The following is a 25,938-nucleotide window of genomic DNA, read 5'->3' as shown; positions in this document are numbered from 1 at the left end:
CGCATCGGTTCTCTGGTCATGCGTTGAATGCTTGACCGCGCGCCGTGGCTGCCCCTAAGCACGCCGCTATTCTTAGATTGTCTGGAAGGCTCAAGCTCTTGGCCGGTGCTCCCGTCTCCGATCCGATGAACCCGACCCGCTCGTTCCAGGGCCTGCTGCTGACCTTGCAGCGCTTCTGGGCGGAGCGCGGTTGCGTCGTCCTGCAGCCCTACGACATGGAAGTCGGCGCCGGTACCTTCCACCCGGCGACGACGCTGCGCGCACTCGGACCCAAGTCCTGGAAGGCTGCCTATATCCAGCCTTCGCGCCGGCCGAAGGACGGCCGCTATGGCGAGAACCCCAATCGCCTGCAGCATTATTACCAGTTCCAGGTCATCCTGAAGCCATCGCCGCCGGACCTGCAGCAGCTCTATCTCGACTCGCTCCAGGCCATCGGCGTCGACATGGGGCTCCACGATATCCGCTTCGTCGAAGACGATTGGGAGAGCCCGACGCTGGGCGCCTGGGGGCTCGGCTGGGAGTGCTGGTGCGACGGCATGGAGGTGAGCCAGTTCACCTATTTCCAGCAGGTCGCCGGTGTCGAATGCGCTCCTGTCGCCGGTGAGCTGACCTACGGGCTCGAACGCCTCGCCTGCTATCTGCAGGGCGTCGACCGCATCATGGACCTGAATTTCAACGGGCTCGAGGGCGAGGATCGCGTCAGCTACGGCGATGTCTTCCTCCAGGCCGAGCAGGAATTCTCGCGCTACAATTTCGAGCACGCCGACACGGCGATGCTGTTCCGCCACTTCAACGACGCCGAGGCCGAGTGCAGGGCGCTGCTCGCCGCCGGCGAAGCCGGAGAGGGGGCCAATGATGCGCGCCACTCGCTGGCGCTGCCGGCCTATGACCAGTGCATCAAGGCCAGCCACATGTTCAACCTGCTCGATGCGCGCGGCGTGATCTCGGTCACCGAGCGCCAGAGCTACATCCTGCGCGTGCGCGAACTGTCCAAGGCCTGCGGTGCAGCCTGGCTGAAGACCGCCGGCGGGGGAGCGAACTGATGCCCGATCTCCTGCTCGAACTCTTCTCTGAAGAGATCCCCGCCCGTATGCAGCGCAAGGCGGCGGACGATCTCAAGAAGCTCGTCACCGATGCGCTGGTCGAACGCGGCCTCGTCTATGAGGGCGCCAGGGCTTTTGCGACGCCTCGCCGCCTCGCCTTGCACATCGCTGAACTGCCGGTGCGCGGCCGCGTGATCCGCGAGGAGCGCAAGGGCCCGCGCGTCGGCGCGCCCGACGCCGCCGTCCAGGGCTTCCTCAAGGCGGCAGGGCTTGCCTCGCTCGACCAGGCGACCATCGTCAGCGATCCGAAGAAGGGCGACTCCTACGTCGCCATCATCGAGAAGCCGGGGCAGGAGACGGTCGCGGCCATTGCCGAGATCGTGCCGCAGGTGATTCGCAGCTTCCCGTGGCCGAAATCGATGCGCTGGGGCCAGGCCTCCGCCGCCGGCGCGAGCCTGCGCTGGGTGCGCCCGCTTCACTCGATCCTCTGCACCTTCGGGCCGGAGACCGAGGAGCCCGAGGTGGTGCGCTTCGAGGTCGACGGCATTGCCTCTGGCAGCACCACCTATGGCCACCGCTTCCACGCGCCTCAGGCCATCACGGTCAGGCGCTTCGACGATTATGTCGCGCATCTCGAGAAGGCCAAGGTCGTGCTCGATCCCGACCGGCGCAAGGAAATCATCCTCACCGACGCCCGGAACCTCGCCTTCGCGCAGGGGCTGGACCTCGTCGAGGACGAGGGCCTGCTCGAGGAGGTCGCCGGCCTCGTCGAATGGCCGGTCGTGCTGATGGGCGCGTTCGAGGAGCGCTTCCTGGAAATCCCGGGCGAGGCGATCCGCGCCACGATCCGCGCCAACCAGAAATGCTTCGTGCTGCGCGACCCGGCGACCGGTGCTCTCGCCAACAAATTCATCCTGGTGTCGAACCTGAATGCCAGCGATGGCGGCAGCGCGATCGTCGCCGGCAATGGCCGCGTCGTGCGGGCGCGCCTCTCGGACGCAGCCTATTTCTTCGCGACCGACAAGGGCTCGCTGCCCGATCTCGACACGTTCAGGGACAGCGCCGGAAAGCTCGGCCTCGATCTCGCCAAGCCGCTCGACCAGCGCATGGCCAAGCTCGACAAGCTCGGCGTCGTCTTCCACGCCAAGCTCGGCACGCAGAGTGAGCGCGTCCAGCGCATCGCGGCGCTCGCCCGTGAGCTTGCACCGATCGTCGGTGCCGCCCCCGATCTTGCCGAGCGCGCGGCAAAGCTCGCCAAGGCCGATTTGCCGACCGAGATGGTTGGCGAGTTCCCCGAATTGCAGGGGCTGATGGGTCGGAAATATGCCGAGCTGCAGGGCGAGAATCCGTCGGTCGCGGCAGCGATCGAGGAGCATTACAAGCCGCTCGGCCCGTCCGATCGCGTGCCGACAGATCCCGTCTCGGTTGCCGTCGCACTGGCCGACAAGCTCGACACGCTGGTCGGCTTCTGGGCTATCGACGAGAAGCCGACCGGGAGCAAGGATCCTTACGCGCTGCGAAGGGCGGCGCTGGGCGTGATCCGGCTTGTGGTTGAGAATGGGGTGAGGTTGGGCCTGCTGAATAGGCTTGTTCACCCTCTCCGCTTCTCGCGTGTCCACGCAAATGTTGCGGAACAGCGTATCCTTTCGACTGCTGCTGCTAAGCAAAATCCCGTGACAGGGCCACGCTATGCGGCGCTGAGTAAGGAAGCGACGGAGCTTGGGTCGAGATTGAGGTTTGGAGCCGCGGCTCAGGCCGATGAAGCCCCCTTGCTTGCCGACCTCCTCGCCTTCTTCCACGACCGCTTGAAGGTTGTGCTCCGTGACCAGGGCGCACGCTATGATCTCGTTGACGCAGTGCTCGGCGAGAGCACGTCGAACAACGACGACCTCCTCCTCATTGTCCGTCGCGTCGATGCACTCAGCCGCTTCCTCGATACGGTCGACGGTGCGAACCTGCTGACCGGATATCGCCGCGCCGCCAATATCCTCAAGGCCGAGGAGAAGAAGGACGGCGAGGGCACTTTTGCCGGCGCAGCCGATCTCCAGCTCATCGCCGATGCCGGCCTGATCGAGGAGAAGGGGCTCGCCGTTGCGCTCGCCCAGGCGACGCCGAAGGCCGGGGCCGCGGTTGCCAAGGAGGATTTCGAGGGGGCGATGGCCGCGCTCGCCGAGCTTCGCCCGGCGGTTGACGCCTTCTTCGACAAGGTCACGGTCAACGACCCTGATCCGGGCCTGCGCGCCAACCGTCTCAAGCTGCTCAACCAGCTGCGCGAGGCGACGCGCGCCGTGGCGGATTTCTCGCGGATCGCAGGCTAACGCGCGCCATCCTGGCTCGCCCTGGTGGCGAGCATCCACACCCTGCGACGCGGATAAGGCGAAGACACGCCTGGTCGGACCAAGCCCGGCCAGGCCGGAAATGGCGTTCTAACTCGGGGAAAGCCGGCGCTCGGCCCCTGAAACGGAACCAATTCCCACCCTGCGACGTTCTGTCTCGCAGAGAATCCGTGTCGCGAACGCCTCGCGCGCGGCCTCCGGGGGGCCGGCGAGCGGCCGCGACAAAGGATGTGGGCTATGGGACTTCTGATTTCGCTTCTGATCACGATTCTGGTGATCGGTCTGGTGCTTTATCTCGTGCGCATGCTGCCGCTCGATGCCCAGATCAAGAACATCGTCCAGATCATCGTCATCATCATCGGCATCATCGCGCTGCTGCGCTATCTCGCGGTCTTCTGAGCGCCCGCGCGGATCGATTGACGTGCGCTGAGCACTGATCCACTCTCCCTTCGGTCAAAAGGGCCCGGACGACTCCGTCATGGGCCCTTTTCCGATTCGAGAGCGTCGCGATGAATTCGCAGAACCGCACCACCCATATCCGCCTGACTTCGCATCCCGAGCCTGGCAGCGCCGCCATGCGCTTCCCGATCCACTGGGGTGGGGAAACCGCCACCGAGCGCGGCCCGGTCATTGCCTCGACCACCAACCCGGCCGACCGCAACGTCATAGGCGCCCATGGCGGCTCCTATTCGGTCTATCGTGCGCTCGCGATCTCGGCGCGCGCGATGAACCCGTCGCAGCGCCCGGACCTGACGAACACACAGCCGACCACCGACATCCTGCCGCAGCCGCAATGGGCCGAGCCCGGCAAGATCGTCTCGCTCGATCCTTACGGCCATCGGGTCGCGCAGGATTTCGGGCGGCTGATCGCCGAGGGCGTCGATATCCGGCCCACCATCGCCATCACCAGGGCACGGCTGAACCTGCCGGAGATTCTCGCGGCGATGGCTGGCCACAGGCTCGCGGCCGACGAGGGCATCCTGCACAAATCCGGCGATATCAGCGTCACCAAGATCGCGATCGACCCGGTCTGGCACCTGCCGGGCATTGCCGAGCGCTTCGGCACGTCGGAGCAGGAACTGCGCCGCACCCTGTTCGAGCAGACCGGCGGCATGTACCCCGAACTCGTCACCCGGCCCGATCTGCACGTCTTCCTGCCGCCGATCGGCTCGATCACCTGCTACGTCATCGGCGATCTCGCGGCGATCACCGATCCGAAGCGCAGGGTTGCCTGCCGGGTCCACGACGAATGCAACGGCTCTGACGTCTTCGGCTCCGATATCTGTACCTGCCGGCCCTATCTCGTGCATGGCATCGAGGAGGCCGTGAAGGAAGCGCAGAGCGGCGGTGTCGGCCTCATCGTCTACAACCGCAAGGAGGGCAGGGCCCTTGGCGAGGTCACCAAGTTCCTCGTCTACAATGCCCGCAAGCGCCAGGAGGGCGGCGATTCCGCTGCGACCTATTTCGAGCGCACCGAATGCGTCGCCGGCGTGCAGGATGCCCGCTTCCAGCAATTGATGCCGGATGTGCTGCATTGGCTCGGTGTCACGCGCATCGACCGGTTGATGTCGATGTCGAACATGAAATTCGACGCCATGGTGCAGTCGGGCATCGAGATCGGCGAGCGTGTTGCCATTCCGCCGGAGCTGATCCCGCCCGATGCCTCGGTCGAGATCGAGGCCAAGAAGGCGGCCGGCTACTATTCGCCGGAGGGCACGCCGGGCGACAACACGCTGAAGGCGACCGTCGGTCGCGACCTCGACAAGTTCTGAGAGCATCCGCCGCCCATGCCCGACCGCGACCCCGAGGCCGTCCGCCGGCTCCTCAAGCCCGCTGCAATCCGTGAGCGGGCGCAGGAAATGCTCCAGCTCGGTCGCGAGGGCCGGCTGCTGCATTTCTCCGTGCATCCCGAGCGGCTGGCGGCCTGCGCCGACTATGTCCTCGACACGATCCGGGCGAATTATCCGAGGCTCGACATTCCCTTCCACGCGCGCTGGCGCCATTTCGTGGTCGGCGGCATGGATCGCTGGACCATGCTTGAGCGCGGGACGCATTTCCCGGATGCCGGAGCGCGCGGTCGCGCGGCCTACGACCTCGCGGTCGTCAGCGTTCTGCTGGACGCCGGAGCGGGGCCTGCCTGGAGTTATCACGACCGGGTGACGGGCAAGCCGATCGGCCGATCTGAGGGGCTGGCACTCGCCTCGCTCGACATGTTCGCTGCGGGACTGTTCTCGAGCGACGCGACGGACCCGTTGCGGGCCGATGCCGAGGCGCTGAAACGGCTCGATGCCGAGGCCTTGGCCACCGGTTTCCAGGTTGGCCCGGCCAATCCCCTGCTTGCGCTCGAAGGGAGGGCCGCCCTGCTGAACCGCCTCGGCGAGGAGCTCGAACGTCAGGGCCTGACACGGCCGGGCGATCTCTTCGATCGCTTCATCGAAACGGCGTCGGGCGGTTCAATCCGCGCCGCCCACATCCTGGCCGAGGTTCTCGGCACTTTTGGCGGCATCTGGCCGTCACGCCTGACGATTGCGGGAATTGCCTTGGGCGATACCTGGCGTCATCCGCTGATCGCCGTGGGAGCCTCCACGGCGGGGCTCGTGCCGTTCCACAAGCTCTCGCAATGGCTCTCCTATTCGCTGATCGAACCGCTGCAATGGGCCGGCATCACCGTCTTGGACATCGATGACCTCACCGGCTTGCCCGAATATCGCAATGGTGGGCTGTTTCTGGATCTGGGGGTCATCACGCTCAAGCATGCGGCCGATGCGGCGCGCAGCCACGAGGTCGCGTCGCCGCTCGTGGTCGAATGGCGGGCACTCACCGTTGCTCTGCTCGACGAGTTGGGCGCGCTCATTCGGGAGCGGCTTGATCGCTCGCGGGACGAACTCCCGCTCGCCAAGGTTCTCGAGGGCGGGACCTGGGCGGCCGGGCGGCGCATCGCGCGAGAAAAACGCGGGGATGGCGGGCCGCCCTTGACCATCGTCAGCGATGGCACGGTATTCTGAGACCGTGCTGACACGAGCATCAGCCTTCGCCTTCGCAGCGAAGGCTCACGAGAACGATGAGGGGTAGAGCGTATGACCATGCATTCCGACGGCGTCACCGTGGTCGACCATCCGCTGGTCCAGCACAAGCTGACGCTGATGCGGGAGAAGGATCGCTCGACCAAGAGCTTCCGGCAGCTCCTGAACGAGATCGGCATGCTGCTCTGCTACGAGGTCACGCGCGACCTGCCGACTGAACTGATCGAGATCGAGACGCCGCTGACCAGGAGCATGCAGCCGATCATCGCCGGCAAGAAGCTGGTCTTCGCGCCGATCCTGCGGGCCGGCGTCGGCTTCCTCGATGGCATGCTGGAACTGGTTCCGGCCGCGCGCGTCGCCCATATCGGGCTCTATCGCGATCCCGATACGCTCCAGGCGGTCGAGTATTACTTCAAGGCCCCTTCCGACATAGCCGACCGCATGATCGTGGTCATGGACCCGATGCTGGCCACGGCAAACTCGGCCGTGGCGGCGATGGATCGGCTGAAGGAACGCGGCGCCAAGGACCTTCGCTTCGTCTGCCTGCTGGCGTCGCCGGAGGGCGTTGCGCGCCTGCGCGCCGCTCACCCGGATGTGCGGATCTGGACAGCCGCGATCGACGAGCGCCTGAACGAGCACGGCTATATCGTGCCGGGTCTCGGCGATGCGGGCGACCGGATGTTCGGCACGCGCTAGATCACGCTGCGTTTGGACGAAATCGTCCAAACGCAGAAAACGTGATCGAGTCTGATAATTTAGAGCATGCTTTATGCGAAAAACCGTTGCCACGTTTTCGCAGCATGCTCTGACCCTGAGATCGAGGCCCGCCCCATTGCTGGAGCGGGCCCGATCCGAAGGACGGCCGGGTCTCGATACGAGGCAGCCCTTCGGATCGTTTCATCGCGGCGATGCCGCTTTGATTATTCGATCACCTGCACGATGCGGCGCGTCTGCGGCTCGACCAGCACGGCGCGGTTGTTGATGACCGTATAGCGATAGTTCGGCGCGCCGTACTCCGCCGGTACCTGACGGTAGACGACGCCCTGCTCCGGCAGGACCGTGCCGACGACGACCGGCTCGGCATAGGTGTAGGACGGGACCTGCTGCTCGACGACATATTGGCGGAAGCGCGGCGTCGTCGTGTCGCCGATGATCGCACCGACCACTGCGCCGCCGACGCCGCCGACAACAGCGCCGACCGGTCCACCGACGACCGCGCCACCCACGGCGCCGCTCACCGCCCCGCTGGTTGCGCCACCGATGGCGCCTCCCTTCGGTGCGGTATCAGTTTGGGCAAGGGCTACGGCAGGCGTTGCAGCGAGGACCGCAGCAATAAGGAGCTTCTTGATCATTTTCGTTCTCCTTCGAAACTCGGGAAACTGGGAGGAGAACGATGTATCGCAGGTTAGGTTCCGGGCCTTCGAGGTAACGAGATGTGACTGATCACGAAAGAGCTCGTGATCTGCCCGCGATATCAACGACTAACGTCGATCACGGCGTGAATGTCGCGCTTGATGAGGTTCACGACTTCGGTCCTCTGAGGGGGAAGGTCTGGCGTGTCGAAAAGTTCGCTCACGGTCGCCTCCTCCGAGAGGAAGAGAAAATCGGCATGCGGGCCTGACTCGGGATAGGCGTCGATCGAATGCCAGGTGCCGCGATGCAGGAGGATGCCGGTTCGCTCGAGGCGGAAGGCACGCAGGTTGGCCCCTGTCGGGCGATCTGCTTCGGGAGGAGCGACCACGAGGATGGCGGCTGGTCCCCCCAGCGGCATCCGGGTTTCAGTGACATGAAGATGCCGTTCCATGACCCGCACGAGGAAGGGGCGGGCGTGATAGCGCACGATCTGGAGCCGGGCCTGGCTCTCGGCGCCAAAGGGTTTGATCCAGATGTCGTATCCCTCACGCCCGGCGTCGCGGGGCCCCTCGGGCGCCAGCAGCCGGCCATAGGGCGCGAAGGTCTCGGCGGTGAGAGGCTCGACGGTGAGGGTGATGTTCTCGATCATGCCGCGATGCTACCGGTTCGGAGCCAAAAGAAAACGGCGGGCCGCTGGGCCCGCCGTCACGGAACCCGAGAGGGAGGGCGCTTACTTCGGCGCCGCCGCCAGGGTCGGGCTGAGCTTGTCGGCATCGCGCTTGATCAACGCGCCGAAGCCGGCTGGCGTGCGCTCCTCGGCACTCGGCAGAACGGTGCCGAGATCGAGCAGGCGCTTCTTGACGCCTTCGTCCTTCAGCGCCTTGTCGAGCGCGGCGACGAGCCGGTCGACGACCTCCTTCGGCGTGCCCTTAGGCGCGGCGATGCCGTTCCAGGCCTCGATCTGATACTCGGGCAGGCCAGCTTCCTTGGTGGTCGGCACGTTCGGCAGGGCAGGTGAACGCTCCGCCGAAGCAACCGCATAGGCCTTGATCGTATCGGCCTTGACCTGCTCGGCGACGCTGACGATCTGGTCGCACATGAAATCGATCTGGCCGGAGACGAGATCGTTGAGGGCAGGGCCCGTGCCGCGATAGGCGACGGCGTTCAGCTTCGGCACGCCAAGCTGGCCCTTCAAAAGGGTGCAGGTTGTCCAGGAGACCGATCCAACGCCGGCATGGGCCTCGTTCACCTTGTCGGCGTTCGCCTTCACATAGGCGACGAACTCCTTCAGGTCCTTCGGCTCGAAATTCTTGCGGGCGACGATCAGGATCGGCGTGCCGCCGGCGAGACCGATCGGCTGCATGCCGTTGATCGGGTCGTATTTCAGGCCGGGATAGGTCGCCGGCGCAGCCGAGAATGTGCCGAGATGACCCATCGCGATGGTGTAGCCGTCAGGCGTTGCGGTCAGAGCGCGGGTGATGCCGGTCGTGCCGCCGGCACCCGCCACGTTCTCGATCACGATCTGCTGGCCGAGTGTCTTCGACATGTTCTCCCCGACGATGCGGGCGATGATGTCGGTCGGGCCGCCGGCCGCGAAGGGCACGATCATGGTGATCGGCTTCTCCGGGTATTTCGATTGCGCCTGCGCACCGCCGGCAAGGGCCAGCGCGAAGGTGGCCGCGAGGCCAATTGCAAGTTTCTTCATGGAATCCTCCCTGAAATCGATGGGACAGCGTGGCGGGGAAGCTGATGGCGGAGCAACCCCGTCATTCGGTGAACACCTCGTCGCGCTTCTTCGAGATCGAGGGCAGCAGCGCGATCACCAGGATGATCACGGCGACAGCCAGCAGGCCGCCGGAGATCGGCCGCTCGATGAAGGTCATGAACGAGCCGCGCGAGATGATCAGCGCCTGACGCAGCTTCTCCTCCATCAGCTTGCCGAGCACGAAGCCGAGCAGCATCGGAGCGGGCTCGAAGCCGAGCTTGATCAGGATGTAGCCGAACAGCCCGAACAGCGCCGTGAACGCGACATCGACCGGCTGGTTGTTCACCGAGTAAATGCCGATGCAGCAGAAGATCAAGATCGCCGGGAACATCAGGCGGTAAGGCACCTGCAGCAGCTTCACCCAGAGACCGACCAGCGGCAGGTTGATGATGAGCAGCATCAGGTTGCCGATCCACATCGACGCGATCATGCCCCAGAACAGCTCCGGGTTCTTGGTCATGACCTGTGGGCCGGGAATGATGCCGTGGATCGTCATCGCGCCGACCATCAGCGCCATCACCGCATTCGGCGGGATGCCCAGCGTGAGCAGCGGGATGAAGGCGGTCTGCGCGCCGGCATTGTTGGCCGATTCAGGACCGGCGACGCCTTCGATCGCGCCGCGACCGAAGCGGGATGGGTCCTTGGCCAGTTTCTTCTCGACCGTGTAGCTCGCGAAGGGGCCCAGTACCGCACCATTGCCAGGCAGGATGCCGAGCGTGCCGCCGATCGCCGTGCCGCGCAAGACGGGGGCGATCGACTGCTTGATGTCGTTCCAGTCCGGCAGCAGGCGGCCGATCTTGGCGCGCACGACGTCGCGGGTCTCTGGGTTCTCGAGGTTCCGCAGCACCTCGGCGAAACCGAACACGCCCATTGCGAGCACGGCGAAGTCGATGCCGTCGGACAAAGGTGGGAAGCCGAAGGTCATGCGCTCCTGGCCGGTCTCGAGATCGGTGCCGACCGTCGAGAGCAGAAGGCCGAGCATGATCATGCAGAAGGCCTTGAGGATCGAGCCGCGCGCAAGCACGACCGCGAAGCAAAGACCCATGACCATCAGCGAGAAATACTCGGCCGGACCGAACAGCAGCGCGAGCTTGGTCAACGGTGCGCCGAGCGCGGCGATAACCAACGTGGCGACGCAGCCGGCGAAGAAGGAGCCGAGCGCTGCCGTTCCGAGCGCAACGCCGGCGCGGCCCTGCTTGGCCATCTGGTGACCGTCGAGGGTGGTGACGACCGCCGTCGCCTCGCCGGGGATGTTGACCAGGATCGCTGTGGTCGAGCCGCCGTACTGGGCCCCGTAATAGATGCCGGCCAGCATGATCAGCGCGCCGACAGGATCGAGCCCGAAGGTGATCGGCAGCAGCATGGCGATGGTGGCGATCGGCCCGACGCCGGGCAGTACGCCGATCAGTGTGCCGACGAGGCAGCCGGCGAAAGCGAGCGCGATATTCTGCAGCGAGAGCGCGACGCCGAAGCCGAGCTGCAGATGTGCAATCATTTCACTCATTGAATCAGATCCCCAACAGCCAGGGCGCCAGGGGGATCGGCAGGCCCAATGCATATTTGAACAGCAGCGCGCAGAAGGTCGTCATGACGAGCGCGAAGATCACCAGTTCCTTGATCTTGCGGTCATCCGCCGCCAGGCCGGCGATCAGCACGACCAGGGGGCCGGCAACGACGAGACCGAGCTGCGGAATCTTGATCGGCCCCAGATCGAAGCCGCGAATGGTGAGGCCGAAGACAACGGCGCCGCCCAGCACGAAGATCACTCCGCGCCAGGACCAGCCCGAGAGCTTCTCGCCGTGGTAGCGCAGCGAGCTCAAGGCCAGGAGCACTCCGAGGCCGGCACAGATGACGGCAAAGGCCTTCGGCAACATGCCCGGCCCGATCTGTCGGAGCGACCCCATCGGCAGATCCCTGGCGAGGACCAGCGCCACGATCGCGAGAAGGATCATGAACAGCCCGGCGGCCAGATCCTGTTGCGAACGGACACGCAGGCCCTGCGCGCGTTCGATCTTGTTCAAGCTCATCAGGCTCCTCCAGTCTGCGGTCTGGCGATCTGGGCCGCACGCTTCAGTTTTTTGACAGGCATGGTGAATGGCAGGACGTTCTTCTCGTCGATCAGCGTCACGCTTTCGCGAAGAATGTTCAGAAAGTCGTCGCGCGCCGCGAGTTTCTGATGCGGGCGCCAGGCGACGCCGACAAGGGCGCCAGGCGGCGGCGGATCGAGCAACGCGCCACGCAGGCGGCGCATTGTCACGCCGGGAAAGGTCAGCCGCGAGACCCAGTCGGGGGCGAGCGCCATGCCGAGCCCGGCCGCGACGGCGGACATCATGGCAGGCTTTTCGGTGGCCTCGATCGTCACGTTCGGCACCGAGCCAACGCTTTCGAAATAGGCCATCACAAGATCATAGGCGAAGGGCCGGATCCGCTTGGACGGAACGACGAACGGTTCGCCGATCAGGTCGTTCATCGTCAGGCTCTCGCGGGCGGCGAGCGGATGGGTCTCGTTGAGCACCACGATCGGCCGTTCGACACGCAAAATCTCGAAGGCGCAGTCTGTCGGCTTGCGCGGCGGACGCACGAGCGCGATGTCGAGCTTGCCGGCTTCCAGCATCTGGATCAGTGCCGCGGTCATCGCTTCGACAAATTTGATCTCGATGCCGGGGTGGCGCTCGCGGAAGGCGACGAGAGCTTGTGGGACGAAGCTGGAGGAGGCGGCATCGATCGCTCCGACCCGCAGCACCTTGCTGGAGGCGAGCGAGGCTTCGCGCACGGCGCGCGACGCGTGTTCCATCTTGACGAGGATGCCCTTGGCTTCCTCGAGCATGAGCAGTCCGGCGCGGGTCAGCGCGACCTGACGCGTCGTGCGCGTGAGCAGGCTGACGCCGAGCTCGTCTTCCAACGTGCTGATCTGGCGCGAAAGTGCTGGTGGTGCGAGGCCAAGCCTTTCAGCCGCGCGGCCGAAATGCAGTTCCTCCGCCACCGCGATGAAGCATCGCAGTTGCCGAACATCCATGACGATCGTCTGCTCCCCTCTGGCGTATCGCTTTTTGCGATATCTTCCAGCCTTCGCGGTTATGGCCTTTAGCGGCTAGCGCCGTGAAAGCGACCGTAGAGCAATTCATAATTTTTTGGCAACAAAGCCGTGGGCTAGATGCGGCTTTCCTGAGGATGAGCGCCTTTGCGGCGCCGGAAGAGCCGTCCATCGATCAGGGCGAGGCCGAGGAAGATCGCCGCCATGCCGAGGAAATGCCGTGGCAGCAGCGCTTCCCCAAGCAGCCCGACGCCGAGCAGGATGGCGCTGACCGGCACGAGGAAGGTCACCAGCATGGCGTTGCTGCCGCCGGCGCGCCTCATGATCTGGAAGAAGATGACATAGGCGAGTGCAGTCGAGAGCAGGGCGAGCCCGACCAGGGCGCCGATCGCGGCCCTGGATGGGAACGGCAGGAGCCATGGCGGCGCGAGGAGCAGGACCAGTGGCACGGTCATGACCGTGGTGGCGCTGAGCTGGCCGGTTGCCGTCACCAAGGGTGGGAGCTCCCGGAACCGGCGGCCATAGAGGCCGGCAAAGCCATAGGAGAGCGCGGCCGCCAGGCAGGCGAGCTGCGGAAGCAGCGCATTGCCCAGACCACTGATCACATCCGGGCCCATCAGGATGGCGACGCCGACGACACCGGCCAGAACGCCGGTGATCTTCAGTGGCGTGGCCTTCTCGTTGCTGCCGAAAAAATGAGCGACCACCACGCCGAAGACCGGGGTGGTCGCATTCAGGATCGCGGCGAGACCTGCGCCGATCTGCGTCTGCCCCCAGAAGATCAGGCCGAAGGGGATGAGATTGTTGAGCAGGCCCATGCCGAAGAAGGCGAGCCACATCCGGCCGCCCACCGCCATCGTCAGGCCAAGCGCGCGCACGGCGACATGGAGGACGGCTGCGGCAAGGGCGACCCGCGCTAGCACCACTGCGAGCGGCGGCCATTCCGTCACCGCGATCTTGGCGAAGAAGAACGAGCCGCCCCAGAGCAGCGAAAGCACGAGCAGCAGAAGCCACTCGCGCGTGCCCATCGCGGTGGGCGGGGAGGCGGGGGAAGAGGCCATGGGGCTCGGTCCTTGACGCGATCCTGGAACGCTGTTGCAGGATCGCTAAGACGAAGGCGGGCGAGCCGCCACCCGCTTTCTGATCAGGCCGCCTCGGCGTCCCGCGCCTGCCACATCGCCTTGAAGGCAGGGCGGGCCTGACAGGCTTCGAGCCAGGCCTTCACAAGCGGAACGGCGGCAAACAGCTCGGGCGCGCCGGTCTGGGCATAGCGGATGACTTCGGAGACATTGATGTCGACGACGGTGAAGCGACCGCCGACGAGATAGCCGTCCTTGGCGAGGGCATCGTTGAGCACAGCCAGCGGCGCGCGCAGGGCCTCGGCCGCGGCGTCGGCCAGTTTGCCGTCGCGTTCCGCCAGCGGTTTGGCGACGCGGTGATAGAGGGTGTTGAGCGCGTTGGTCTCGCATTCGGTTGCGGCCCAGAGCGACCACATCGCTGCCAGTCCCTCTTCCTGGACGTCCTTCGGTGCCAGCGGGCCGCCATGCTTCCGGGCGAGATAGAGGTTGATTGCGAGCGATTCGTGCAGCACGAAGCCATCGTCGTCGATCGACGGAATATGCCCGTTGGGGTTCACCTTCAGGAATTCGGCGCTGCGGGTATGGACCGGCGCATCCGCCGCCTTTGGATCAGGCACTCGGCCAGCCTGGATCACTGGTTCATGCTTGAAGGCGAGGCCGAGCTCGTTGGCGAGCCAGATATTGCGCGTCGCGCGCGAACGATAGCACCCGTAGATCGTCAGGGTCATGAGGCAGGCTTTCAGGTTTGGGGGTGGTCAGACGGTCTGGCGCAAGGTCTCGCGGGCGATGATCAGGCGCTGGATTTCGGAGGTGCCCTCATAGATTCGGGTGATGCGGGCATCGCGGGCGTAGCGTTCGACGGGGAAGTCGCGGCAATAGCCAGCGCCGCCATGGATCTGGATTGCCGTGTCGGTGCAGCGATGCGCCGCTTCCGAGGCGAAGAGCTTGGCCATCGAAGCTTCCCGGGCGAAGGGCTCGCCGCGATCCTTGCGGGCGGCAGCGTCGAGGATCAGCAGCCGCGAAGCGTGCAGATCGAGCTCGCGGTCGGCGATCATCCATTGCAGGCCCTGGAAGTCGCTGAGCGCCTGGCCGAATTGCTGCCGCTCCTTCGCGTAGGACTTCGCGGCCTCCATGGCCGCGCGCGCGATGCCGAGCGAAACAGCGGCGACGCCGATGCGCCCGCCGGCCAACTCGCCGACCGCGACCCGGAAGCCGTCATTCTCCCGGCCCATCAGGTTCGAAGCCGGGATGCGCGCGCCCTCGAAATGGATGGTATTCGTGGCGGAGCCGGTCTGGCCCATCTTCTTCTCGGCCTTGCCGACGCTGACGCCGGGCGTATCGGCCGGAACCAGGAAGACCGAGATGCCCTTGCCCTTCGGCGCGTCCGGGTCGGTCACGGCCCAGACCACGAAGAGGCCGGCATATTCTCCGCTGGTGATGAAAATCTTCTGGCCGTCGAGCACATAGCCGTCGCCGTCGCGGCGCGCCCGCATCCGCATGCCCGCAGGGTCCGAGCCGGCTCCGGCTTCTGTCAGGCAGAAGGCTCCGGCGGCATAGGTGCCATCCGCGAGCCTTGGCAAATAGGTCGTCTTGTGCTCGGCCGAGCCAACCGCCTGGATGACCTCTCCGACCATGTTGGTCACCGAGGTCGTGACCGCGGTCGAGGCGCAGGCTGCCGCGAGTTCCTCCAGTGTCAACGCGAAGGCGACCGTGCCGGCTTCACTGCCGCCGAACTCGCCACGGACATTGAGCGCCATGAAGCCGTTTTCGGCGAGGGTCTTCAGATTGGCCAGGAATTCGCTGCGGCCTTCACCGCGATCGAGAGCCTCGGCCAGCGGCGCCAGCCGGTCGGACGCGATCTTTCGCGCGGCTTCCCGGATCAGCCCTTCCTCGTCGCTCAGCGCGAATTCCATGCTGCCCTCGTCGTTTCGTTCGCCGACCTTAGAGGGCCTGCGACGAACCGCCAACCGGCGTGACCGGCTCGTCCTTGCGAAGCTGGACGGGCGTTCCCGCACATGCGGTCCACTCGCGGAGATGGGGGTTGACGCGATGAGGCTTCAGGTGCATCTCGGCCTCGCTGCAAGCCTTCCGGCGGCAGTTTCACAGGAACCCCGACCCAATGCCAACCGACAGTCCCAGTCGACAGTCGATGCCGTCTGACGCCGTTTCGCGCGCCTGACCGGGGAATCCGGCTCGCCTGCGATCGGCCATGACGGCCGATCAAAGGATATGAGCTATGAACGCCGTTGCCACCGCACCGGAGCGGGATCTTCTCGCTGTCACTCTCGCCCAGACGCTGGCGCGGGACCATATCGCCGATATTGTCGAGGCCTTGACCGAGCAGGACGTGGAAACGGTTGCCGCCGTGCTCCTTGCCCTGCCGTTCGAACGCGCCGTCGAGGTCCTGGACCAGCATGAACTGACGGCAGCCTCCGAAGCGCTCGGTCGGATGCCGGAGGTGCGTGCCGCGCAGTTCCTTTCCGCCATGTCGGCGGACCGCGTCGCTGACGTGGTCCCGGAATTCGACGAGCCGCTGCGCCTGCGCCTGCTCGGTCGCGTCGACCACGACACGCGCGCGACGCTGAACCGGCTGCTTGCCTATCCCGAGCAAAGCGCGGGCTCGATCATGACGACGGAATTCGTCAGCGTGCCGGCCGACTGGACTGTCGCTCGCACGCTCGACTACATCCGGCATGTCGAGCGTACGCGCGAGACGATCTACGCGATCTATGTCCTCGATCCCGCGACCGGGAAGCTGGTCCGGGCCGTTTCGCTGCGCCGGCTGATCAGCGGCGATCCGGGGGCTCTCGTCGCCTCCGTCGTGCCCGAGATGAAGCCGATCAGCGTGACGCCGGAGGTGGACCGGGAGGATGTCGCGCGGTTGATCACGAAATACGACCTCCTTGCCGTTCCCGTCATCGATGCGGCCGAGCGCGTCATCGGCATCGTCACGGTCGACGACGTCATCGACGCGATGATCGCGGAGACCACGGAAGACGTGCAGAAGCTGGGCGGCATGGAGGCGCTCGACGAGCCCTACACCGAGATCAGCTTTGGCCGGATGATCCGCAAGCGCGCCGGCTGGCTCAGCATCCTGCTCGTCGGCGAGATGCTGACGGCCTCGGTGATGCAGCACTTCGAGGGCCAGCTCGAGAAGGCGATCGTGCTGACCCTGTTCATCCCGCTCATCATGAGCTCGGGTGGCAATTCCGGATCGCAGGCCACCTCGCTCCTGATCCGTGCGCTGGCGTTGCGCGAGATCAAGCTCGCTGACTGGTGGCGGGTGGCGCTGCGTGAGATTCCAACTGGCCTGACACTCGGCGCCATCCTCGGCGCGATCGGTGTCGTGCGCGTCATCGCCTGGCAGAAGCTCGGTCTGTACGACTATGGCGAGCACTGGGCCCTGATTGCGGCAACCGTCGGCGTCGCTCTGCTCGGTATCGTCGCCTTCGGCTCGCTGACCGGCTCGATGCTGCCTTTCATCCTCAAGCGCCTGGGCTTCGACCCGGCGAGTGCTTCGGCACCCTTTGTCGCGACATTGGTCGATGTAACCGGCCTGATGATCTATTTCGGCGTGGCCGCGATGATCCTGGGCGGCACATTACTTTGAACTCCGCCCTGCAGAACGGGGTGCGGCTAAAGCATTGGCCTGAAAAGTGGATTGCGGTTTTGCGGGAAAGCCGATGCAAACACAAAAAGCTAGATCATCGGACCGGATACGCTATCCGGTTCGATGATCTAGCCTGCGCGCCCGTTCTGCACCGCCACCGTGGTGGCAGGTCCGGGCTGCCGCAGCTTCTCGATCTGGCGTTGGTGATCCTTGAACTCGGTCAGCGCCGCGCCGCTCAGGCTATGGTTGCTCGGCAGCTTGACCTTCATCGGATCGACGAAGTGGTTGTTGATCGTCACCTCATAATGGACATGAGGCCCGGTCGAGAGGCCCGTCGTGCCGACGGTGCCGATGATCTCGCCCATGCGGACAGTGGCCCCCGGTCTGATCTGCGAGCCGATACTGGCCATGTGGTTGTAAGCGGTGGCGTAACCATTCGCGTGCTCGATCTCGACACGGTTGCCGTAGCCGGCGTGCGGGCCGGCGGCCACCACCTTGCCGTCGCCTGCCGCCATGATCGGTGTGCCGCGGGGCGAGGCCCAGTCGACGCCGCTGTGAAGGCGTGAATAGCGCAGGATCGGGTGACGGCGCATGCCGAAGGGCGAACTTATGCGTCCGATCTGGACCGGCCGGCGCAGCAGGAGTTTTCGCAGTGAAAGCCCTTCTTCGTCGAGATAGTCGACATCCCCGGTCTCGGGCGAGGCATAGCGATAGACGCGGTGGGTCTCTCCCTCCGCCGTCAGGGCGGCGAAGAGCAACTCGCGGCGGCCGGCCGGAGCCGTTTCATCGTCATTGAAGATCATCTCGAGGCGATCGCCGACATTGGTTCGCTGCTTGAGGTCGAGATTCGACGCGAAGATGCCGACGAACTCATCGATAAGCTCACGCGGCACCTGGCTCTTCACCGCACTTGCATAGACGCTCTGGAAGAGGGTGGCGCGCTCGCCGCTGTCATCGTCGTCGTCATCGCTGCTGTCTTCGGCTGGGCCGTGATGCGCGTCATCCTTGGCCACTGAGACATTCTTGGCCACTGAGACGAAGCGGCCGCCATCATCGGCCGCGGCGATCTCTTCCGGGCCGGTTTCGTTGAAGAGAGTGACGCGCTGGATGGTTTGCCTGCTGCCTTCGGGGGCGATCAGGAGGCGCAGATGCTGGCCTTCCGGAAGCTCTGCCTTTGCGCGCTTTCCGAGCGCGGCGACGATGGCCGCAACCCGCTGATCGTCGGCCCCATTGTTCTGGAGGATGGAAGCCAGGGTGTCGCCATGGCCGAGCATGACGTCGCGCTCTTCGAACGGCCCCTGGGAGCCCGTGCGCACAGGGATGTTGGTGACGTTCTCGGGGATGATTCTGACATCCAGAGAGCCGAAGGCCGGTGAGCCGAGGGGGGATGGCTGCTCCGCCTCCGCTTCCCCGGCCAGGCGAAGGGTGCGCGAGAGGATGCGCTGGTTCGAATACTCCAGCGGCAGTTGCGGTTCCGATCCGGAGAGGCGGAGCAACTCGGCAACCTGCTCGGCGGCCGCGGTATCCGAGAGGCCGGGCTCCGTGCTCGTCGCTGCGTGATCGGCCAGATCGCGCCTGACGACCGACACATCGGCATCGGCGGGATCAGCTGCCGCCTGCTGAGGGGCCTCCCGGCCTGCGCCGGGCGGAGGGCCGAGCGATTCGAGGCTTGGCATGTTGGGAGCAGCTATGGCCAGCGGCGAAAGCTCGGCCGCGACGTGGACGAGTGCGTGGACTTTGGTGATCTCGCGCGCGCCGACCGTTTCGGTGAGCGGCGCACGGAAATGACGTGTCGTGCCAATCGAGAATCCGCGCTGCACGAGCAGGTCGCCCTTGCGGGCCGCGCCGTTTGCGTTGGCGCCACGCGGCGAGGCCGTCATGGCCCTTTCGGGGCTTCGCGTGGCGGGACTGTCGGCCTCGGAAACCAGGAGCGATGAGGTGAGAAGTCCGGCTCCGACGAGTCCCAGAAGCAGGCTGGCCGAAAGCCACCGTCCCGAGAAGGCGGCGTGATCTCGCAGCGGCATGGGTCTGGGGCGAGGCGCAAACGGATCGATCAGCGCATCGACGTTTTCGTCATAGAACGGGCGCAACACGACTCCGTCGGTCGGAACTTTTCGCGACTCTGCCTGCGAGATCGGGGTGCCTCCTATGTGCGGTGGGAAAGGGCGAAACTATGACGGGCAGGCGCTTCCGCCCGCGGCCCGTCAGCACAGGCGCCTGCGAGGTCGATTGAGGATTGTCGCGATTTCGGTGGGAATCTGGTGCGCATCGTCCAGAAGCGGGACGGCATGAGCCTGGATCAGGAGCTCTCTCGGTCTTCCTCGACACGATTGCGTCCGGCGGCCTTGGCGACATTGCGCGCGCGATCGGCGGCCGCGCGCGCAAGGCGACAGTAAAGTAAAGGGCTGCCGGGCAGCTTCCGCTGCGACAAGGCGGCGCGCCCCGAGAGGCAAGCCGAAAGCGCGCGGGCCTCAGCCCGCGAGGACGCGCTGCGGTGGGAAGGTGATCTCGACCAGGGTGCCTTCCTTCTTGACGCTGGTGATGGTCATCGCCGCGCGGTTGGCTTCGACCAACGCCTTGGTCAGCGGCAGGCCAAGGCCTGTGCCTCCCGCACGCCGCGTCGTTGGCACCTGCCGGAACGGTTCCAGCGCCATTGCGATTTCGCTGTCGTCCATGCCGATGCCGGTATCGCGGACCCGCAGGATCGCCTCGCCCTGATCACCAAGGGCCGTCGAGACGATGACCTGCCCGCCGGCATCGGTAAACTTCACCGCATTGGAGAGCAGGTTGATCACGATCTGGCGGATCGAACGCTGATCGGCCACGACCGGCGGCAGCTTGGGCGAGAGCCCGGAGCGCAGCACCACGCGCCCGCGTTGAGCCTCGGGCTGCAGCAGATTGACGACGGACAGCGCGATTTCGTTCAGATTGACGCTGACGAAGTCGAGATCGAGCTTGCCGGCCTCGATTTTGGCGAGGTCGAGCAAGTCATTGACGAGGCTGATGACATAGCCGCCCGACTGGTGGATGTCGCGCAGGTATTCCTTGTAGCGTTCATTGGCGATCGGCCCGAAGCGCTCTTCGGCCATGACCTCGGCGAAGCCAATGATCGCGTTCAGCGGCGTGCGGATCTCATGGCTGATCTTGGCAAGCACGTCCGACTTCTGGGCGCTGGCCTTCTCGGCCGCCTTGCGGGCCTCGACCAGTTCGCCTTCGGTCTTCTTCCAGGCAGTGATGTCGCGCAGGACCGCGCAGAAGCGTCGCTCTGCGCCATCGGCGATCTGGCCCATGGTCATGAACAGCGGAATGCGGCCGCCCTGACGCACGCGCGCCATGACCTCGCGCCCGTCATTCATCACCGAGGCGACGCCGCCGCCCTTGAGTCCTTCGAGATAATCGAGGGCAGGAGCGTGGCTCTCCGGAGCGAAGAGCAGTGTGAACAATTCGCCTGAGACCTCGCGCTGGTCGTAACCGAACAGGGCCTCCGCGGTCTTGTTGAGCGAGAGAATGCGGCCGCGCTCGTCGACGGTGACGACGCCGTCGGTTGCGGTATCAAGGACCGCAATCATCTCGCTGATCCGGGCTTCACGGGCATCGATGTCGAGTCGCAACGCGTCGACGCGCGCCGCAATCTCGGCCTCCTCGGCCTCGAATTCGGCTGCGAGTTCCGCTTCCTCAGCCTCTTCCTCGGTCAGTGCCTTGACCTCGCCGCCGCCATCAGGGTGACGGAAGGCCATCAGTGTTGCCGGCTCGCCCTGCCACGAGACGCTCGACAGGCGGGCATCGACGCTGACGAGATGGCCCGTCCGGTCGACCAGGATCATGGTGCCGCCATCGGCCCGGGCCGCGCCCTTGATCATGCGGCTGATACCGCCGCCGGACGTCAGGTCGGCGAGATCGGCATAGTCGAGCAAGTCGAGAAGCGTGCGATTGGCATAGAGTGGTTCGTCACCGCGATTGACCAGGACTGCAACGGGCAGGCGATCGAGCACATCGGCATGCGAATTCGGCAGGCGCTGCCGCCCCGCAGGTGCGGAGGGCGTGTCGGCCGATGGTGCGGGTTCGGAAACGGAGGAAACGTCAGCTGCAGGCGGCTTGGATTCCGCTGCCGTGGTGTCGTTCGGCTTCGCCGGCTCGGGCGCCGGCCGGTCGGAGCGGCTGACTTCGTCGCTCAGGCGCAACGGGGCCGCAGGTGGCAGCCGTGGCTCGCCTTCGTCGTCTCCGGCGATGCGGGCGCCGAGCGCCTTGGCGATCTCGCGGAAAGCGTTGCGCTCGGCGGATGTCAGAAGCGCCTTCGAGGGTTCGAGCACCGGTCTGACCGCTGTGAGATGGCCGTTCCGAAGCGGTACGACATTCGCGCCGGCCTCGTTCGGAGGCGGAGTTTCGCTGCGAGCCGCCGGTGTCGGCTCGGTGGCCGGAACGTCGACACCGATCTCGGGGGCTTCGCCTTCGCCGGCGCTGTCCGAGGACTCTGCGATGAGGGGCGCGGAATCAACGTCGTTGGTGGTTGGGGCAGGGGGCACCGATGCTGAGGCGGGAGCCATGGGACCGTCCGACGCACTGGTCGGCAGCGGGAATGGTTCGCGCTCGATCATGCGGGCGAGACCAAAACCACGGAAACCCGCAAGATCACGCTTCGCATCGAGGACAGGCACACCGGAAAGCTCGACCCGAACCCCTTCTGCGAGGCCAGCAGTCCGCCAGAGGACCGGGTGTCCGCTCCAGGTAGCGGCGGAGGCCAGCCGCTGGATCAGGCTGCCCTCTCGGTCGAGGAGATCGCAATCGATCAGCTCCAGCCAGCTGCGGCCGATCAGGCTGGCGGCGGCATCGGCCCCGACGATCTCGGCGATATCGGGCGAGAGACTCGTGAAGCGGCCGTCGGCATCGCTTTGCCAGACGAAACGCACGGTCGCGCGCTTCGATGCGGCGATTGCCCGCGCCGGAGCGGGAGAAGCAACGGTTGCGGCAGGGATAGCTGGCGGCACGGCAATCGGTGCCGGGGGGACGGTAATGCCGAGTCGGCGCAGCTCCGACGGAGCGATGGCGATCGCGAGAATCTGTTGACCGTCTGCTCCCGTCAACAACTTGCAGCCGCATGTCACCAGCGTGGCGGTGAAGCCCGCCGTCAGCCGGAGGCGTTCAAGACGCAAATGATCCCGAGGCGCGAGCCCGCCGGCGAGCAGCGCCAGCCTGCTGCGCGTCGGCGCGGGCAGCGATGGGCCATCGACATGCTGACCGAGCAGTGCCTCGGCGCCCGCGTTGACAAAGCCGACCCGCGAGGTCTTCTGGTCCCAGAGCATCAAGGCGCCGTCCGCAATGAAGGGCGCCAGCGCTGCGTCTTTCGCTGCGTCTGTTCCCTGCATCGCCCAATCCTGCCCGGGTTCGCTCATTCCCATCCGCTCGTTCGGTCTGCGCCGATATGGCTAACAAAGCCTTAATAGCGGGCAAGTGACTGCAAATCCATGGAACTGATCAAGGCTCTCCCGCGTCTGATCGAAACAGCGTTAACGTGGCGGGGTCACGCGATTGTCATCGCGTTGCAATAATGATATTGCAGTGCACAATCGAGTGGCAAACCAAGCCATCCACAGCCAGGAGGATCACCCATGACCGGCAAGACGCCTTATGAAGTGCCGACCGAAATGCGCGAGTTCGCCGAGCGCAGCGTCGAGCAGGCCCGCAAGGCCTTCGATGGCTTCATCGACGCAGCCCACAAGGCCGTGGACGGTGCGCATGGTTCGGCCGAATCCGCACGCGTCAACGCGCAGGACGTGACCCGCAAGGCCATGACCTATGCCGAGACCAACGTCGCCGCCGCCTTCGACCTCGCCCAGAAGCTGGTCAAGTCGAAGGACCTGACCGAGGTCCTGCAGCATCAGTCCGAGTTCGTGAAGTCGCAGGTTGCGGCTCTCCAGAGCCAGCTCAAGGATCTGGGCGTTGCCGCCCAGGAGGTTGCGGCCAAGGCTGCCGAGACCGCAGCCAAGGCGACCAAGATGAAGTGAGCCGCCGGCGGCGCTGCATTGCGCCGCCCCGCGCCACAGAGGCCGTCGGCGCTGGGCCAGGGCTCGGCTCCAACCGTTAGCTCGCTGAAGGAGAATGACGATGGCTAAGCCTGTTCCGCCAAAGATCGGGTCCAAAGCGCCGATCAGTCTCGCTCCCGTCAAGGCTCTCTCGGGCGAAGCGCCGACCGAGTCGAAGGTCGTGCCGGCAGCCCCGGCCGCGACCGGCCCGGTGGTAGGCGCGCCTCCTGCCGTTTCCTTCGCTGCCGTTCCCTCCGCTGCCGTTGCCTCTGCCCCGGTGTCCGGGAATGCCGATCCCGCGCCTGCGCCTGCCGAACCCGTCGCGGTTGCGCCGGTCAAGCCGGCACCTGCGCCCATCATCACCCAGACGGCGGCTGCAGTCGCGGCGAAGCCGGTTGAAGCGCCCAAGGGCGCCGTCAAGCCTCCGGTTGCGCCGGCCCAGGCCGCCAGTGCCGCGCCTCCTGCCAAGGCCCCGGCTGTCCCCGCCATGGCTTCAGTGGCGACCGCTGCGAAGCCCGAGGCGGTGCGCCAGCCCGCGGCGGCCGCGGCCAAGGCCAAGCCGCCGACCAAGGTTCGCGTCGCAAAGCAGGCGACCAGAAAGCCAGCTGCCGCTGCCAAGGCGGTTTCGACCGCGGCCACCAGCGGACCGGCCGCTATCCTTAAATCGGCCGCAGAGGTCAGCGCTGCCGCCGTGAAGACCGGCACGGAAGCTGTCAGGAAGGCAACGGCCACCGTTTCCGCGGATGTTCGCAAGCTTGCCAGTGCGGTCCAGCCCGTGGCGACCGCAGTGCCGTCGCTTTCGCGACCGCCGGAATTCGCAACGCTGACAGCCTCGACCTGGCTGGCTCAGACGCTCGCCGCCGCACGCGTGGTTGGCGCGCTGCAGGCAAAGGTTCTCGACCATGCCTGTGCCGAGCTGAAGGCGGCGCTGAATGAGGCGGAGACTCTCGCCAGGACCGACAATCCCGCCGACGCCGTGGTGATCCACGCCAAGGCGCTGCGCCGCGGCTATGAGGCCTATTCCGCCCATGTGACGGACCTGGCACGCACTGCGCAGGCCGTTTTGCGGCAGGATTGAAGAGGCGGACGACGGCGCGCTGGATTTCGTGTGGTGCGGTGCATTTCGGCGGTTGCAATCGCGCCGCGACGGCACTAGGTTCCGCGCCGCCGGCCAGTTCGCATTCTTGCGCCGTCGGACAGGGCGCCCAAAAGGCGCCGAGAGTGTCGTGCAGCCATAGCTCAGTTGGTTAGAGCGCTAGATTGTGGATCTAGAGGTCCCCCGTTCAAGCCGGGGTGGCTGTACCATTCTCCCCCTCGTTGTAATTGTAGAGCGTTGTCGGGAACGAGACCGGTCGAGCTGGCCTCGCCTGTCCCCTGGGGTTGAGATTTTCCGCTCCAGGCGGCTTCCAACAAGAGGAAGCACAGGCTTCCTGGTTCCCTCCCAACCTTGCCGCGATGCAGAGCAGCGTCTTTGCCATGGTGCGACGAAATCCGCTGCATCGCCGGAGCGACCTGACGCAGCTGTCGGCTCCTGCGATGGGCTAGGCAGCGGTCCCGGGTCGAGACCGGCGCGCCGCCAATCGCCTCGTCGCCATCCGCATTGCCGCGACCGCCAGCGAGTGACTTGGCAACTGAGCCGTCGTTCGCGCAATGCAAAACGCATGTCGACGTGCAGCCGCTGGCACCAGATTGCGTTGGCACCATTCCGGAGCACGGCGCTTTTGACTCGCCTGCCGGTGTGCCTGGCGCTGTTATCGGCCCTTTCGCCCTAGTAGATGCAATGTTACCATTCCGAGCGCTTGTTATCTTCAAAGTCCTGGGGGCCTGAAATGGCAAAAGTTAAACTTGCGATTTTCACAATGGCGACGGTCGGAATCGGCTTCATTGGTCTTGCTGCGACAACGGAAACCGCAAATGCTGTCATTTACTGCAGCTATATCGGTTATCCCGCCGGGTGCGTCGCGCGGCCCGGCGTGCGTCTCGTGGCTCGGCCCGTCGGGGTCGGTGCCGTTACGGCGCCTCGTCCGGGAAATCGCAATGGTGGTGTCAACAGGGTCGGCGTTCGCCGATAGCGCTTGATTCTGCCGCCACGGACCATCTCAGCTTTCCCTGATCGTTGTGCCGCCACGCGTTCTTGAGTGTCTTGCTGCCGCTCGACGACCGGGGAACGCCGTGCTCGTGCGCCGCCGCGGCGGAGGGCCGAAGGGCGCGTTGTTTTGCTCAAGATGGGCAATCGAATGGGAGGGGAGACGTGGCGGCGCCCGGGGGGCACAGAGTTCCTTCCTCGATTCCAGATTGAAACGGGATAGGCCAAGATTGGATGTCCCCGCCTTGGATGCCGGACTTAAAGTTCGCTTCGTCCAGAATGCGGCTTGTGCGACTGAAGTAGGTCAGGCCAATGTTGTTGAGCCGCTCGTACATGCCAAAATGAGCGACATCTCCGGCTCGCTCGCAGGCACGACAACAAGCGGCTTTTGCACTCATCTGAGCCACGAAAGAATAAGGATTGGCGGATACTGAACTCGAGAAAACCTGCTGACGAGCGATCGGCGGTCTAAGGCTTGTGGGGGATCATCGTGAATTGATGACGGCTGCTGCGAGGTAGATCATGGCTTTGAAGCTCTGGTCGGTTTTCTCCGCCCGCATGGCGATGCGTTTGAACTCCTTGAGCTTGC

General features: G+C 65.4%; 20 protein-coding genes and 1 tRNA gene. 10 read left to right on the top strand and 11 right to left on the bottom strand.

Annotation, left to right across the window (positions count from 1 at the left end; translation table 11 throughout):
- The first annotated feature begins 125 nt into the window (after positions 1-125).
- The 6 genes from FG93_RS01195 to upp all read left to right on the top strand — a co-directional run bounded on the left by FG93_RS01195 (position 126) and on the right by upp (position 7,098).
- A complete protein-coding gene (locus tag FG93_RS01195; protein WP_043230986.1) occupies positions 126-1,043 on the top strand; it encodes a glycine--tRNA ligase subunit alpha in 918 nt (305 codons plus the stop codon).
- The gene (gene glyS, locus FG93_RS01190) at positions 1,043-3,361 is read left to right on the top strand and encodes a glycine--tRNA ligase subunit beta (protein ID WP_043230983.1); all 2,319 of its coding nucleotides are present in this window, start codon (positions 1,043-1,045) and stop codon (positions 3,359-3,361) included. Before FG93_RS01195 ends, glyS begins: the two co-directional genes overlap by 1 nt.
- 255 nt (positions 3,362-3,616) lie before the next feature.
- On the top strand, positions 3,617-3,778 hold the full coding sequence (locus tag FG93_RS33195; protein ID WP_162835438.1) for a Thivi_2564 family membrane protein: 162 nt from the start codon (positions 3,617-3,619) through the stop codon (positions 3,776-3,778).
- Between the two features lie 110 nt (positions 3,779-3,888).
- Complete coding sequence (locus tag FG93_RS01185; protein ID WP_043230981.1) at positions 3,889-5,151, top strand: GTP cyclohydrolase II; 1,263 nt, start codon at positions 3,889-3,891, stop codon at positions 5,149-5,151.
- A 15-nt stretch (positions 5,152-5,166) separates the two neighbouring features.
- Positions 5,167-6,384 carry a URC4/urg3 family protein gene (locus tag FG93_RS01180; protein ID WP_043230978.1) on the top strand — a complete coding sequence of 406 codons (1,218 nt, stop codon included), beginning with the start codon at positions 5,167-5,169 and terminating at the stop codon, positions 6,382-6,384.
- A 78-nt stretch (positions 6,385-6,462) separates the two neighbouring features.
- Positions 6,463-7,098 carry a uracil phosphoribosyltransferase gene (gene upp, locus FG93_RS01175; RefSeq protein ID WP_152579285.1) on the top strand — a complete coding sequence of 212 codons (636 nt, stop codon included), beginning with the start codon at positions 6,463-6,465 and terminating at the stop codon, positions 7,096-7,098.
- Between the two features lie 224 nt (positions 7,099-7,322).
- On the opposite strand, the gene FG93_RS01170 is transcribed toward upp, so the two are convergent.
- From FG93_RS01170 to FG93_RS01130, 9 genes are all read right to left on the bottom strand, one after another.
- Entirely contained in the window at positions 7,323-7,754 is a 432-nt protein-coding gene (locus tag FG93_RS01170; protein WP_043230971.1) for a DUF1236 domain-containing protein, read from the bottom strand.
- A gap of 122 nt (positions 7,755-7,876) precedes the next feature.
- Positions 7,877-8,404 carry an ureidoglycolate lyase gene (locus FG93_RS01165; protein ID WP_052513170.1) on the bottom strand — a complete coding sequence of 176 codons (528 nt, stop codon included), beginning with the start codon at positions 8,402-8,404 and terminating at the stop codon, positions 7,877-7,879.
- An 81-nt stretch (positions 8,405-8,485) separates the two neighbouring features.
- Complete coding sequence (locus tag FG93_RS01160) at positions 8,486-9,460, bottom strand: tripartite tricarboxylate transporter substrate-binding protein (protein ID WP_043230968.1); 975 nt, start codon at positions 9,458-9,460, stop codon at positions 8,486-8,488.
- Positions 9,461-9,521: 61 nt separating this feature from the next.
- Positions 9,522-11,024, bottom strand: a complete 1,503-nt coding sequence (locus tag FG93_RS01155; RefSeq protein WP_043230966.1) for a tripartite tricarboxylate transporter permease — start codon at positions 11,022-11,024, stop codon at positions 9,522-9,524.
- Between the two features lie 4 nt (positions 11,025-11,028).
- Positions 11,029-11,547, bottom strand: coding sequence for a tripartite tricarboxylate transporter TctB family protein (locus FG93_RS01150; RefSeq protein ID WP_043230963.1), 519 nt, complete (start codon positions 11,545-11,547; stop codon positions 11,029-11,031).
- Positions 11,547-12,536 carry a LysR family transcriptional regulator gene (locus FG93_RS01145; protein ID WP_052513169.1) on the bottom strand — a complete coding sequence of 330 codons (990 nt, stop codon included), beginning with the start codon at positions 12,534-12,536 and terminating at the stop codon, positions 11,547-11,549. The genes FG93_RS01150 and FG93_RS01145 overlap by 1 nt, the downstream gene beginning before the upstream one ends.
- Positions 12,537-12,670: 134 nt before the next feature.
- On the bottom strand, positions 12,671-13,615 hold the full coding sequence (locus FG93_RS01140; RefSeq protein WP_081881226.1) for a DMT family transporter: 945 nt from the start codon (positions 13,613-13,615) through the stop codon (positions 12,671-12,673).
- An 83-nt stretch (positions 13,616-13,698) separates the two neighbouring features.
- Entirely contained in the window at positions 13,699-14,361 is a 663-nt protein-coding gene (locus FG93_RS01135) for a glutathione S-transferase family protein (protein WP_043230960.1), read from the bottom strand.
- 27 nt (positions 14,362-14,388) lie between these two features.
- Positions 14,389-15,546 (bottom strand): acyl-CoA dehydrogenase family protein, encoded by a 1,158-nt coding sequence (locus tag FG93_RS01130; RefSeq protein WP_043230959.1) that lies wholly within the window; start codon positions 15,544-15,546, stop codon positions 14,389-14,391.
- 323 nt (positions 15,547-15,869) lie between these two features.
- Here FG93_RS01130 and mgtE point away from each other — a divergent pair, with 323 nt between their 5' ends.
- Complete coding sequence (mgtE, locus tag FG93_RS01125; RefSeq protein WP_043230958.1) at positions 15,870-17,243, top strand: magnesium transporter; 1,374 nt, start codon at positions 15,870-15,872, stop codon at positions 17,241-17,243.
- Between the two features lie 128 nt (positions 17,244-17,371).
- On the opposite strand, the gene FG93_RS01120 is transcribed toward mgtE, so the two are convergent.
- Together FG93_RS01120 and FG93_RS01115 are read right to left on the bottom strand one after the other, a co-directional pair.
- The gene (locus tag FG93_RS01120; RefSeq protein ID WP_161783753.1) at positions 17,372-19,123 is read right to left on the bottom strand and encodes a M23 family metallopeptidase; all 1,752 of its coding nucleotides are present in this window, start codon (positions 19,121-19,123) and stop codon (positions 17,372-17,374) included.
- A gap of 591 nt (positions 19,124-19,714) precedes the next feature.
- On the bottom strand, positions 19,715-22,633 hold the full coding sequence (locus FG93_RS01115; protein ID WP_052513167.1) for an ATP-binding protein: 2,919 nt from the start codon (positions 22,631-22,633) through the stop codon (positions 19,715-19,717).
- 216 nt (positions 22,634-22,849) lie between these two features.
- Between FG93_RS01115 and FG93_RS01110 the strand changes: the two genes are divergently transcribed.
- The 3 genes from FG93_RS01110 (at position 22,850) to FG93_RS01100 (ending at position 24,568) form a co-directional block, all read left to right on the top strand.
- The gene (locus tag FG93_RS01110; protein ID WP_052513166.1) at positions 22,850-23,245 is read left to right on the top strand and encodes a phasin; all 396 of its coding nucleotides are present in this window, start codon (positions 22,850-22,852) and stop codon (positions 23,243-23,245) included.
- A 100-nt stretch (positions 23,246-23,345) separates the two neighbouring features.
- A complete protein-coding gene (locus FG93_RS30950) occupies positions 23,346-24,341 on the top strand; it encodes a hypothetical protein (RefSeq protein ID WP_152579245.1) in 996 nt (331 codons plus the stop codon).
- A 150-nt stretch (positions 24,342-24,491) separates the two neighbouring features.
- Positions 24,492-24,568: transfer RNA gene (locus tag FG93_RS01100), tRNA-His, on the top strand.
- Positions 24,569-25,938: the final 1,370 nt, after the last annotated feature.

It is taken from the genome of Allobosea sp. LC85 (assembly GCF_000735605.1).
GTDB lineage: Bacteria > Pseudomonadota > Alphaproteobacteria > Rhizobiales > Beijerinckiaceae > Allobosea.
Note: the sequence above shows the minus strand (reverse complement) of the source record. Positions and strands in the feature narration are given on the sequence as shown.